Raw genomic sequence first — 11,517 nt, forward strand, 5'->3', positions numbered from 1 at the left:
TGCACGGCATGGCGATGCGACTAGCCATGGTCGCGCGGCACCGGATGGAGCAACAGCACAAGGCAGGCGAGACCGGTGATCAGCACGGCCGCGCCGTAGCGAAACCTCACCCACGCGTCGAACACGAGACCGTCGAGCGCAACGCCCAGCCCGACGAGCGCGGCGAACACGGCAATCGTCGCGCAGACGATCCTGAATTCGGCGCGGATCATGATCCTTCTCCGCAGCGCAGGAACAGCGAGGAAAGAGTGCACTGCATGGCGGTTCTCCGGTTAGCCGGGTTCTCCTCACGCTCGATACGCGTGCAGGTCCAGACCCGCTGAGCCGATTCTCCGGCGCGCGCCCCTCTTTCCATTGATATGCGTCAAACAAGCGGCGTCCGTGACGCAGGGCGCCACGGACGTGCGGCCCGCGTCCCGCGGCAGGCGCTGCCGGACTCCATGCATTGATATCCGTCAAATTCCCGCGTGCGGCCCGTCCTACGATGGCTCGTCAGCCACGCCGAAGCCGCTCTCGCCGGAAGAACGAAACGTTATGTTCCTCGTCAACGCCGCATACATGCCGTTCGTCGTCGCGCTGGGCGTGGGCCTGCTGGTCGGCGCGGAGCGCGAGCGACGCAAGGGCGAAGGCGCGACGCGCGCGGCCGCCGGCATCCGCACGTTCACGGTGGCGGCGCTGCTCGGCGCCATCGCCATGCGCGTGGGCGGGGTGATCCTGGCGGCGACGCTGACACTCGCGCTGACCGCGCTGGCCACGGCGGCCTATCTGCGTCCCCACGACGATCCGGGACTCACCACCGAAACCTCGATGATCGCCACGCTGCTGCTGGGCGCGCTGGCCGTGCTCGACGCCCCGCTCGCCGCCGCGCTGGGCGTGCTGTTGACGATCGTGCTCGCGGCGCGCTCGCCGCTGCACCGCTTCGTCACGACGCGGCTCGGTCAGGACGCGATCATCGACCTGCTGACGCTGGCCGCCTCCGCGCTGATCATTCTGCCGATGCTCCCGAGCCACCTCGTCGACCCCTATGGCGCCATCAACTTGCAGACGGTCTGGCGCTTCGCGGTCCTCGTGATGGCGATCAGCGCCGTCGGCCACCTCGCGCAGTTGATGTTCGGCACGCGCATCGGCTTGCCGTTCGCAGGGCTGCTCGGCGGCTTCGTCTCCAGCATCGCGACGATCGCCGCGATGGGCCGGCGCGCCGTGCAGACGCCCGCCGACTGCCCGCAGCTCGCCGCCGCCGCCGTGCTGTCGTCCGTCGCGACGCCCGTACAGCTGGCGCTGGTGGTCAGTGTCGTCTACGAGCCGCTGCTGCACCGCCTCGCTCCGGCGCTCGCCGCGGGGGCGCTCGCCGCATTGGTCTACGGCTTGTTCGTCGCCTGGCGCGCGGCGCGCAAGCCCATGCAAGAGGAGCTCGTGGTTGGCCGGGCGGTGGACCTGAAGGCCGCCCTGCTGCTCGCCGCGACGCTCATGGTCCTGATGCTCATGGGCACACTGCTCGCCCGCTGGCTCGGCCAGACCGGGCTCCTGATCGCCGCCGGGCTGGGCGGGCTGGTCGATACCCATTCCGCGGCGGCGTCGATCGCCGCGCTCGCCGCGCAGTCGCTGCTCGCGGAAAGCGACGCGGCGGTACCGATCATCGTCGCGCTCACGGCCAACTCGATCATGAAATGCTTCGTGGCCGTAGCCTTCGGCAAGCGTGCGTTCGCGCTGACGCTGATACCAGGGCAAGCGCTGATCCTCGCCTGCGTCTGGGGCGCCTGGCTGCTCGTCAACTGAGCGAGGGCCGAAGCGCGTCGGCGCCCCGCTCTTGCTTGACATACATCAAGCGCCAACCCGCGCCCGGCGACAAGACTCGAACCAGGCATTGCCGCCTGCCCGCCGGTGTCCTGCGGCAAATCGGGACGCACCGCCGCGCGCATGCTCATCGCGCGGGCACTACCCGAGGAGTCGCTGCCATGCAATACAAGACCCTGCTCGTTTATCTCGACCCGAGTGAACGCGCGCAAGCGCGGCTCGACTTTTCGCTGACGCTCGCGGGCCGCTTCGACGCGCACCTCATCGGCCTGTATTCGCCGTTCGCGCCAGAGGCGCGCGAATACTTCACCGTCGCCGGCTGCGCGCCTTACTACAACGACTACTGCAACGCGCGGCGCGCCCAGCAGGAAGCGGCCGAGGAGTCGTTTCGCCATGCATTGCGACGCGCCGGCATGGAAGGCGAATGGATCGGGTTCGACGACTATGCCGAGCAGCCGATCATTCGGCGCAGCCGCCACGCCGATCTGCTCGTCGCCGGCCAGGCGGCTCCCGACGACGAGGCTCACTCGCTGCGCGCGCGCTTTCTGGAAGGCGTGGTCATGACGTCCGGCCGGCCGGTGCTCGTGCTGCCCTACGCCGGGGCGCTGCGCCCGGTAGGCGACTCGATCGTGATCGCATGGGACGGCAGCCGCGAAGCGGCACGCGCGGTGCACGACGCAATGGCGCTGCTGCCGGGCGCGAAGCGCGTGACGATGCTGCATATCGGCACGCCCGCTGCGTCGGGTGTCGCTACGTCGGGTGTCGCTACGTCGGACGCCCGCATCGCGGACCTCGACGCGATGCTGGCAAGGCACGCCGTCAACGTCGACTTCGCGCAATGCATGAGCGACTCGGACGAGACTGCGGGCGACACCTTGCTTTCGTGGGTAGCGACGAGCGGCTGCGACCTCGTCGTGGCCGGCGCCTACGGCCATCCGCACTGGCGCGAGCGCCTGCTCGGCGGCGTCACGCGCGCGCTGCTCGAATCGGCCACCGTGCCCGTTCTGCTGTCGCATTGACGGCGCGGCGCGCTGCTCCATGCCAGAAGATCCGTGCCACGTCCGCAGCGCTATTCGCTCGCGCCCGGGAAGCGCCCGGGAAACGCTCGACGCGCCCGTGCCACCGCCGCTGATATCGCCTTTGCGCACCGCACTCAACACACCGGACTCTCGGCGTCATAGAGCCGCCTCACCTGCGCCGCGTCGCACAGCGACGTGCCGGTGGTCAACAAGGTCGCCGATGCCGCCGCCTGCGCAAGGCGCACGGCCTCGCGCAGCGGCTCACCCCTGCGCAACGCGACGATCAATCCCGCCAGGAAGCTGTCGCCCGCGCCAATCGCGCTCGATACGGGTACCGGCAGCGCCTTCACGCGTATCGTCTCTTCGGACGAAACCACCAGCGCGCCGCGTTCCCCGAGCGTCAGGGCAACGATCTGCGCACGCCGCTGCGCAACGATCTGACGCGCCGCTGCGACTTGCGCCGCCTCGTCGGCGAGGGGCCGGCCCGCAAGCTCGGCCAGCTCGCCAAGACTCGGCTTCACGAGATAGACACCTGCATCGAGCGCCATTGCGAGCGGCGCGCCTGACGTGTCGAGCACGACGCGCGTGCCACGCGCGCTGGCGCGCCTCGCGATGTCCGCATAGGCCCGCGCCGGCAAGCCCGGCGCCAGGCTGCCGCTCAGCACGAGGTAGCGCGGCGCGGGCAGGAGCGTCTCGAAGACCTCCAGCGCCTGCGCCCATTCGGCGGCGTCCACCGGCGCGCCGGGCAGCACGAAGCGGAACTCGCGACCCGTCGAGCGCTCTTTCACCGAAAAGTTTTCTCGCGTCTCGCCCGCGATGGGCAGTCTGCGGCAGCTCACACGCTCCGCTGCAAGCAATTGCTCCAACAGGTCGCCCGCCACGCCTCCCGCGAGATAGAGCGCGAGGCAATGTGAGCGTGCGCCCTCGAGACGCTGGATCACGCGCGCAACGTTGATGCCCCCGCCGCCCGGATAGCGGATTGCCGCCTCGCAGCGCAGCTTGTGCGTATCGACCACGCGCTCGACTGCCGTCGATACGTCGACGGCCGGATTGACCGTAAGCGTCAAGATTTCGATCACGTCACTGACCCTCGTCCCACACTGCGCCGCCGCCATTGCGTCACTCGACGATCAGATCGTCCGAGCGCCTTTCTATCGTCACTGAATCGATATCGCCCACCACCGTGGCGCTCGCACTTTACTGGTCGCGCGCAGGGGGAATTCGCGCGGAATGGATCCACAGCGGCGCGACGATCAATGCATGTGCATGCCGCCATTGACGGCGAAGTTGGCTCCCGTCACGAATGCGCCGTCGTCGGAGCAGAGGTACGCAATCAGCGACGCCACCTCTTCCGGCCGCCCAAGCCGGCCCACCGGAATCTGCGGGAGGATGCGCTTTTCCATGATGTCCTGCGGCACGGCCTCGACCATCGCGGTCGCGAGATAGCCGGGCGAGACGGTATTCACCGTGACGCCGTGCTTCGCGACTTCGAGCGCGAGCGACATCGTGAAGCCGTGAATGCCGGCCTTTGACGCCGCGTAGTTCGCCTGCCCGAACGCGCCGCGCGAGCCGTTCACCGAGCTGATGTTCACGACGCGGCCAAAGCGCTGCTCCACCATGCCGGGCAGGAACTGCTTCGTGAGATTGAACACGCTGTCGAGATTCGTGTGCATCACCTCGTCCCATTCGCGCTTCGTGAGCTTCATGAAGCTCGCGTCGCGCGTGATGCCGGCGTTGTTGATCAATACGTCGACAGCGCCGAATTGCGACACGACCCGGCGCGCGCACTCGGCGCACGAATCGTAGCTGGCCACGTCCACCCCGAACGCGTGGAACTTGCGGCCGGCTTCGCGTTCGCGATCCAGCCAGCCCATTACGTGGTCGTTACGTTCCGAATGCGAGACCGCAACGATCAGACCGGCATCGTGCAACCTGCGGCTGATCGCGGCGCCCAGCCCCCCCATCCCGCCGCTCACAAAAGCAACACGTTCGCTACGCATGGCAACTCCTCCTCGCAGGTTGGCGACCGGCCGCACATCGGCGCGATCGAAACAGTGCCCCACTATAGGGTCGGCGCTCCACTGACGATTGACATGCATCAATCGCTTGTCCGTCGGAACCGGGCCGGCAACAGCCTGATGGTCTCGCTTCAGGGTCTTGGTCACGGCTTGACTCAAGTCAATTGCGAACCGGCATCGGCGCCTAGACTGAGCCGCACCAAACACCGCTTCGGTGTTGCATCCATCATGGAGCGCCGATCATGGAGTACCGCAACATCCTGGTTCATCTGGACGAAAGCAAAAGTGCGCGAACGCGCCTCGATGTTGCGCTGCGCGTCGCCAGGCGGCACGGCGCCCATGTCAGCGCACTGTTCGCGCCTGTCGTGCCCGAGCACGACGCGGCCTATGCATTCATTCTGGACGCCGAGTATTGGTCGCTATACCGGCGTGAGCACGAAGCGTGCCGCCGCGAGCTGGAGCACCATTTCTTCGCCCGCCTCGCCGAGGCGGAGCTCAAAGGCAACTGGCGCACCGCGAACCACGCACAGCATGAGCTGCTGATGCGCGCACGCTTCGCAGACCTGATCGTGCTGGGACAAAGCAACCCCGACGACCTGGACGCATCGCTCAGCAACCGGTTTCAGACTCGCGTGACCTTGAGCGCGGGACGGCCAGTCTTGTGGGTTCCCTATGAAGGCGGGTTTCCCACGGTGGGCGAGCACGTCATGGTCGCGTGGGATGCGGGCCAGTCCGCCACGCGTGCGCTCTTCGATGCCCTGCCGTTCATGCAGCTCGCGCAGCGAACCGAAATCGTGACTTTCACGCCCACGCCCAGAGACCGGGAACGCATTCCGGGCGCCGATATCGGTCTGGTTCTGGCGCGTCACGGACTCGAGGTGCACGTGACGGAGTTGCATCCGCCGCCGACGGTCACGGTTGGCGAAGCCCTGCTCGCGCGCGCCGGCAAGACCGACTGCGACCTGATCGTGATGGGTGCCTACGGCCACGCGCGCTGGAAGGAGCTCTTGCTCGGCGGCGTGACGCAGACGGTGCTCGGCGCGATGCCGGTGCCCGTGCTGATGTCGCATTGAGCAGCCCTGCACACCCGCTTGCGTGTGAGCTTCCCGATTGATGTCCAAGGAAAACACCATGTGCTACAAGACCCTGCTCGTCCACCTCGACGACTCGGCGCGACGTGAGGCGCGTCTGGCACTCGCGCTCGATCTGGCCGAGCGCTTCGACGCGTATCTGATCGGGCTGTATCTGCCGGCGCCGCGCTCGCGCACGCCGGCAACGGAAGGCGCGGGCACGCCGGCGCAACGGCTCGAGTTCGCGCAAGCCGCGTTCCTTGACGCCGGCGCGCGGGCGGGCCGCCGGGTCGAATGGCGCGCGCCGCAGCCCGGCGACAGCGCCGCCGCGACGCTGCACGCGCGCCACGCCGACCTGCTCGTGCTCGGGCAGCACGATAGCGGCGATCCCGCAGTGGAAACGGCCAGTGCCTTCGTCACGGAACTGGTGATGACGGCCGCGAGGCCAGCCATCGTGGTCCCGCATGCCGGGGCTTTCCCGGACTTCGCACAAAACATCCTGATCGCCTGGGACGGCGGTCGCGAAGCGGCGCGCGCGGCTTCGGACGCTTTGCCGCTTTTGCGGTGCGCCAACAGCGTCTCGATAGAAGTGGTCGCGCCGCATAGCGGCACGAAACGCGCGCGCGCCGAAGACGAGGCGGTGGATGCCGCCGCGTGGCTCGACTTGCACGGCGTGAACGCATCGTTTCACGAAAGCGCCAGCACGGCGGGCATGACAACGGGCACGGCGTTGCTCAGCCGCGCAAGCGACCTGCACGCCGGGCTGATCGTGGCAGGCGCCTACGCGCATTCGCGTTTGCATGAGCGCGTGCTGGGCGGCGTGACGCGCACGCTGCTCGAGGCCATGACGGTGCCGGTGCTGATGTCCCACTGACTCACCCTGGCGCGGCGGCGCGTCTTGCGTGCCGAAGCGCGTTTCCCAGCAGGGAGCTGGCCATGCTCGAGAACCCGATCGCGTCCCCCGCCGACAGCGCTGCAGCCGGACAGACGCATGAATTTGCCATGCACTTCGCCTTGCGTCATGCGACGCTCGCGCCGTCGAGCCACAACAGCCAGCCCTGGCGCTTCGTGCTCGGCGCCGATCGCGTGATCCTGTGCGCGGACCGGCTGCGCGCGCTGCCTGTCGTGGACCCTTACGACCGCGAGCTCATCATCAGTTGCGGCGCGGCGCTCTTCAATTTGCGCGTGGCGCTCGCGAGCCTCGGGATCGGCTACGCGATCACGCTCTTCCCGTCGAGCGCCGATGCCGATCTGCTTGCCGAAGTGCGCCTGCTGCATGAGCGCGTCACCGGTGCCGAACTCGCCGCGCTCGTGAGCGCGATTTACGAGCGGGTCACGACGCGCCATCCATTTTCTCCAGAGCCCGTCGACACAGCCGTCGAACGGCACTTGATGGACGCGGCGCGCGCTGAAGGCGTCGAGGTCGCCTGCGTGAGCGCCGCCGAGCCGCGCTATGCGATCGCCGAGTTCGTCGCCGAGGCTGACCGGCAGCAGTTCGCCGATCCGCGCTTCAGGCGCGAGCTCGCGAAATGGATCCACCCGCATCACACCAACGACGGCATGCCAGCCTACGCAGCCGGGCTCGCTCCGCTTCTTGACTTCGCCACGCCGCTGGTCGCATCCGCGATCCGGACCTTCGACCTGGGCGGCGGTGTGGCTGCCACGCATCGCGATCTTGCGGCGGGGTCGCCGCTCCTGCTGTGCCTCGCGACCGGCGTCGACGACGCGCAAGCGTGGCTCGCGGTGGGCCAGGCGCTCGAGCGGGTATTGCTCGTGGCGACCTTGCACGGACTGTGCGCCTCGTACCTGAACCAGCCCATCGAGATACCGGAACTGCGTCAAAAGCTCGGCGCGCTGACCGGTCTGCCCCCTGCCTACCATCCGCAGCTTCTGCTGCGCATCGGTCACGGAACGCCCGACGCGGCCACGCCGCGACGCCCACTCGACGAAGTCGTGTCGTGAGCATCCGATGATCGACGAGGTTTTCGTTATTCAGGAATGCGAACATCTTATGACTGCGTTCGCGCTTACCCCGACGACCGATGCCGGGGACTATCCGCGCATCGCGTCCTGAACCCGGCACGGCTTTTCCCTTACTATGCGGCTTATCGGTGCAGCACTCGCGGCGATGCAAACATGCATGCGGCATCGTGAGAATCGGCTGATTATCCGGAGCGCGCTATGCAAACGGCTGAGTCCGAGCCCTGGTTTGGGCGTAACGAGAGCGATATTGCGATCGCGGATCGCTATCGCCTCTTGATCGACGCGGTACGCGATTATGCGATTTTCATGCTCGAACCCGCCGGCCAGGTCGCGAGCTGGAATCCTGGCGCGCAGCGCATCAAGGGTTACACCCCCGATGAAATGGTCGGCAAGCACTTCTCGGTGTTCTACACCCCGGACGACATTGCGTCGGGCAAGCCCGCACGCCTGCTCCAGACGGCGGCGGCCCAGGGCCGCGTCGAGGACGAGGGATGGCGCGTGCGCAAGGACGGCAGCCGCTTCTGGGCCAATGTCGTCATCACCGCGATCCACGACGATGAAGGCACGCTCGTCGGGTTTGCAAAGATCACGCGCGACCTGACCGAGCGGCGCCGGCTGGAGGAGCTCGAGCACGCGAACGCGGCCTCGGCGCTCGTGCAGCAGGCACGCGAGAACGAGCAAAAGCGCATTGCCCGCGAAGTCCACGACGATCTCGGGCAACGGCTCGTGGCGCTCAAGATGGCGCTGGCTCACCACGAACGCGAACTCGGCAAGGCGTTGCCCGCAGCGTCGTATGCAAACCTCGGCGCACTGGCCGAAATCGTCTCCCAAATCGATGCACTGACCGCCTCCGTGCGCAGAATCGCTGCCAATCTGCGCCCGAGCATCCTCGACGATTTCGGCCTGGAGGCTGCACTCGAATGGCTCGCCCACGATTTTCAGGACCGCTACGGCGTGACCGTGCGATTCGAGCTCGACACGCATGCGCTCGACCTCGGCGACTTTGCGACCACCGCGCTGTTTCGCGTTGCTCAGGAAGCGCTGACGAACGTTGCACGTCATGCCCGGGCGCACGAGGTCAAGATCCATCTCTCGAATGACGAAAGACGCTGTCGCCTGAGCATCGGCGACGATGGTGTCGGCTTCGATCGCGGCAAGGCGGTGCGGCCCGATGCATTCGGGCTGCTCGGCATGCGCGAGCGGATGGTGCAGCTCGGGGGTGCGCTCACGGTCGACAGCCAGCCCGGGGCCGGCGTCACGATCACGGCCGAATTGCGTTTGCCGGTTGAGCCCCATCAGGTGCTGAGGCCGTTGGAAGACTAGCCCCCCGCGAGCCTCCGGGGGTCCTCACCTCACGCCGCCCACCTCGCGCGCGAATTCAGTCTGCGCCTCGCGCAGCTGGGCCGCGCAGGGCCCGTAGATCCATCCCGGCCCGTTGTCGGTGCTGTACATGCCCCGGCACATTCCCTTCAGGCGAATCGTCGTCGTCCCGTCGGCCGCGGTCTCGCGCGCCGCCCAGAAGTACGCCACGCCGAACTCGTGCGGCATGCGCGTTTCGATCGACTCGCTCGTGATGCGCTCGATCGGCGTCGGCGAGTGCAGCTGGACGAAGGCGCGCGCCCGGTTCCACACCTGCGCGCACTCGCCGGGCGTCGTGCATTGGATCAACGCCTGCTCGCGCGCCGCCTCCAGCTCGGTTTCCGTGTGACGGAAGGCGTCGCGGCTCGCCTCGCTTGCGCAAGCCACCAGCATTACCGTGAGCAGGACCGGGACCAGCGCCCGGAGTCCATTCGATTCATCAGACATCGCCGCGACTCCTACCCGAAGACCGGCCCGCGATGGCGAACCGCACGCCCCAATGTATGAATCGTCCGGCCCGCCCCGATTGATCTGGCTCAAATCCAAGCGCCGGCGCGGCAATGCCCGGCCGACTGATGCAGGTCAATTGCGTAGCGGCAAAGCGCGCTCCAATCCGTATCAGGCGCGCCGTGGGGGCGCAAGGCGAGGAGAACATGATGAAGCTGACCTTTCTGGGTGCGGCGCAGACGGTCACCGGTTCGCGCTATTTGCTGGAAGCGCAGGGCAAGCGGGTGCTGATCGACTGCGGCTTGTTCCAGGGCACCAAGAACCTGCGCTTGCGCAACTGGGCGCCGCTGCCCTTTCCCGCCGATACGCTCGACGCCGTCATCCTCACGCATGCCCACATCGATCACTGCGGCTACCTGCCGGTGCTGGCCCGAAACGGCTATCGCGGCCCGGTCTATTGCACGCCGGGCACCGCCGACCTGTGCGACGTGATGCTGCGTGACAGCGCCCGGCTGCAGGAAGAGGACGCCGCGTTCGCGAACCGGCACGGCTACTCGAAGCACCATCCGGCGCTGCCGCTCTATACGCTCGAAGACGCCGAAGCCGCATTGCGGCTCATCGGGCCGCGCGAGTTCGACGCGCCGGTCTCGCTCGGCGAGCACCTGAGCTTCCGGCTGTTGCCCGCCGGACACATTCTCGGGGCCGCGACCGTCGTGCTGTGCAGCGGGCATACGGTGCTCGCCTTCTCGGGCGATCTCGGGCGCCCCGAGGACCCCATCATGCGCGCGCCGGCCTCGCCGGCCCACGCCGACTATCTCGTGGTCGAATCGACCTATGGAGACCGGCTGCACGCCGCCCTCAATCCGGAGGACGAGCTGGCCGAGGTGTTCGCGCGCACGTTCGCGCGCGGCGGCATCGTGGTGATGCCCTGCTTCGCGGTGGGGCGCGCGCAGGAAGTGCTCTACCACATCGCCCACCTGAAGGAGACGGGGCGCATGGCCAACGTGCCGGTCTACCTCGACAGCCCGATGGCGATCAGCGTCACCGACCTCTACCGCCGCCATATGCGCGAGCACCGGCTGACGGTCTCGCAGTTGCACGCCCTCGACCACGCGGCGTTCATGACGCGGACCGTCGACGACTCGAAGGCCATCGCCTCGCGCAACGGGCCGATGGTCATCATCGCCGGCAGCGGCATGGCCACGGGCGGGCGCGTACTCCATCACCTGAGCCTCTATGCGCCCGACCCGCGCAACACGATCGCGCTCGTCGGCTACCAGGCGCCGGGCACGCGCGGCGCGGCGCTGGAAGCGCACGCGCCCGCCATCAAGCTGCATGGCGACTATGTGCGCGTGCGCGCCGAGGTCGCGTCGATCTCCTCGCTCTCCGCGCATTCGGACTATCGGGAGACGCTGCGCTGGCTGGCCGGCATGACCTGCGCACCCGTGCGCACGTTCGTGACGCACGGCGAACCCGCCGCGGCCGACGCGCTGCGCCGGCGCATCGAAGAAACGCTGCACTGGGACTGCAGCGTGCCGGAGCAGGGGCAGTCGGTCGAACTGCCGGAGGAGACGGTCCGCGCCGTCCCGTGCCCGCCCTGCGAGGGTGCCGGTGCACAGGGAATCCCTGCCTGAGCCGGCCTGCCGGACAGCCGCCCCGGCTGGATGCGCACGGGCACTCACACAGCGCGAAAGATTTTCAAGACGGGTGTACGCACCGAACTTAAAATTGGGGCAAGCAGCCCGCACGACGTCCAGCGCCGGGCTCCCTCCAATGCAGTCGCTACTTCACATGCGAATGGCTTACGCATCCGTTGCGCACAAGCGT

The 11,517-nt window shown here is 67.7% G+C and carries 11 protein-coding genes; 7 read left to right on the top strand and 4 right to left on the bottom strand.

The features are described 5' to 3' along the window. Positions 1–20: 20 nt before the first annotated feature. Positions 21–212 carry a DUF2964 family protein gene (locus BO1_RS31170; protein ID WP_028220902.1) on the bottom strand — a complete coding sequence of 64 codons (192 nt, stop codon included), beginning with the start codon at positions 210–212 and terminating at the stop codon, positions 21–23. Between the two features lie 322 nt (positions 213–534). Between BO1_RS31170 and BO1_RS31175 the strand changes: the two genes are divergently transcribed. Together BO1_RS31175 and BO1_RS31180 are read left to right on the top strand one after the other, a co-directional pair. Beyond that, positions 535–1,776 (top strand): MgtC/SapB family protein, encoded by a 1,242-nt coding sequence (locus BO1_RS31175; RefSeq protein WP_028220903.1) that lies wholly within the window; start codon positions 535–537, stop codon positions 1,774–1,776. Positions 1,777–1,955: 179 nt separating this feature from the next. After that, entirely contained in the window at positions 1,956–2,813 is an 858-nt protein-coding gene (locus tag BO1_RS31180; RefSeq protein ID WP_028220904.1) for a universal stress protein, read from the top strand. A 134-nt stretch (positions 2,814–2,947) separates the two neighbouring features. Here the strand turns inward: BO1_RS31180 and BO1_RS31185 are convergent, their stop codons facing one another. Both BO1_RS31185 and BO1_RS31190 read right to left on the bottom strand, forming a co-directional pair. Then, on the bottom strand, positions 2,948–3,892 hold the full coding sequence (locus BO1_RS31185; protein ID WP_028220905.1) for a 1-phosphofructokinase family hexose kinase: 945 nt from the start codon (positions 3,890–3,892) through the stop codon (positions 2,948–2,950). Between the two features lie 174 nt (positions 3,893–4,066). After that, the gene (locus BO1_RS31190; protein ID WP_028220906.1) at positions 4,067–4,813 is read right to left on the bottom strand and encodes a beta-ketoacyl-ACP reductase; all 747 of its coding nucleotides are present in this window, start codon (positions 4,811–4,813) and stop codon (positions 4,067–4,069) included. Positions 4,814–5,073: 260 nt separating this feature from the next. Between BO1_RS31190 and BO1_RS31195 the strand changes: the two genes are divergently transcribed. From BO1_RS31195 to BO1_RS31215, 4 genes are all read left to right on the top strand, one after another. After that, positions 5,074–5,904, top strand: coding sequence for a universal stress protein (locus BO1_RS31195; RefSeq protein WP_028220907.1), 831 nt, complete (start codon positions 5,074–5,076; stop codon positions 5,902–5,904). A gap of 58 nt (positions 5,905–5,962) precedes the next feature. Next, entirely contained in the window at positions 5,963–6,775 is an 813-nt protein-coding gene (locus BO1_RS31200) for a universal stress protein (RefSeq protein ID WP_028220908.1), read from the top strand. 62 nt (positions 6,776–6,837) lie between these two features. Beyond that, a complete protein-coding gene (locus tag BO1_RS31205) occupies positions 6,838–7,863 on the top strand; it encodes an Acg family FMN-binding oxidoreductase (RefSeq protein WP_043287331.1) in 1,026 nt (341 codons plus the stop codon). A gap of 219 nt (positions 7,864–8,082) precedes the next feature. Further along, positions 8,083–9,207 (top strand): PAS domain-containing sensor histidine kinase, encoded by a 1,125-nt coding sequence (locus BO1_RS31215; RefSeq protein ID WP_028220910.1) that lies wholly within the window; start codon positions 8,083–8,085, stop codon positions 9,205–9,207. 24 nt (positions 9,208–9,231) lie between these two features. Here the strand turns inward: BO1_RS31215 and BO1_RS31220 are convergent, their stop codons facing one another. Continuing rightward, positions 9,232–9,690 carry a hypothetical protein gene (locus BO1_RS31220; protein WP_043287333.1) on the bottom strand — a complete coding sequence of 153 codons (459 nt, stop codon included), beginning with the start codon at positions 9,688–9,690 and terminating at the stop codon, positions 9,232–9,234. A 209-nt stretch (positions 9,691–9,899) separates the two neighbouring features. Between BO1_RS31220 and BO1_RS53510 the strand changes: the two genes are divergently transcribed. Further along, positions 9,900–11,324 carry an MBL fold metallo-hydrolase RNA specificity domain-containing protein gene (locus BO1_RS53510; RefSeq protein WP_043287342.1) on the top strand — a complete coding sequence of 475 codons (1,425 nt, stop codon included), beginning with the start codon at positions 9,900–9,902 and terminating at the stop codon, positions 11,322–11,324. Positions 11,325–11,517: the final 193 nt, after the last annotated feature.

The sequence above is a fragment of the Paraburkholderia oxyphila NBRC 105797 genome (genome assembly GCF_000685075.1).
GTDB lineage: Bacteria > Pseudomonadota > Gammaproteobacteria > Burkholderiales > Burkholderiaceae > Paraburkholderia > Paraburkholderia oxyphila.